Annotated in this window: 1 protein-coding gene; it reads left to right on the top strand. The window is 59.4% G+C overall.

The features are described from left to right. Positions 1–34: 34 nt before the first annotated feature. A partial coding sequence (locus A3730_RS23610; protein WP_063539105.1) for a homoserine dehydrogenase occupies positions 35–1,015 on the top strand: 981 nt, incomplete at its 3' end.

Here is a 1,015-nt window from a genome sequence, read left to right as displayed (position 1 = left end):
CCTTGTGCGCCCCTGCATAAAGAGAGGAAATCACGTGAAGTCGGTGAAGGTGGGTATTGCTGGTCTGGGCACGGTGGGTTCTGGCACCGTGAATGTACTGAAGCGTAACGCGCGGGATATTGCTCGCCGCGTGGGCTGTCCGATTGAAATTACCCATATCGGTGCCCGCCGCGACAACGCGGCCTGTGATACCAGTGATATTCGTCTTTCCCGCGATATTTTTGCGGTGGCGACAGACCCGGATATCGATATTCTGGTAGAGCTGATTGGCGGCATTGATACCGCACGTGAGCTGGTACTTACCGCCATCAAGAACGGCAAGCACGTGGTCACCGCCAACAAGGCGTTGATCGCCGAGCACGGCAACGAAATCTTCCAGGCCGCCCAGGATAATGGCGTGGACGTGGCGTTCGAAGCCTCTGTGGCTGGCGGGATTCCCATCCTCAAGTCCCTGGGTGAAGGTCTGGCCGCGAACCATGTGAACTGGCTGGCGGGCATTATCAATGGCACCGGCAACTTCATCCTCACCGAAATGGAAGAGGGTGGCCGGGCCTTTGATGACGTGTTGGCAGAAGCGCAAGCGCTGGGTTACGCGGAAGCGGACCCCACCTTCGACGTGGAAGGTATTGATGCCGCCCACAAGCTGACCATTCTGGCCTCCATTGCGTTCGGTATTCCACTGCAGTTTTCCAAGGTCTACACCGAGGGGATCAGCCGGATTACCACCGAAGACGTGGCCAGCGCCGCGCATTTCGGATACCGCATCAAACACCTGGGGATCGCCAAGGACACCGGCAACGGCATCGAACTGCGTGTGCACCCGACCCTGATTCCCAAGGAAACCATGCTGTCTGCCGTCAATGGCGTGATGAACGCCATCATGATCGATGGCGACGCGGTGGGTCCCACCATGTTCTACGGCGCCGGCGCCGGTGCCGAGCCGACGGCTTCCGCTGTCGTGGCTGACATCATTGAGCTGGGCCGCGCACTGACCGTGGACCATGACGAGCGGGTA

The organism is Alcanivorax sp. HI0044 (assembly GCF_001634945.1).
This window is presented reverse-complemented; position numbering and strand designations above follow the sequence as displayed.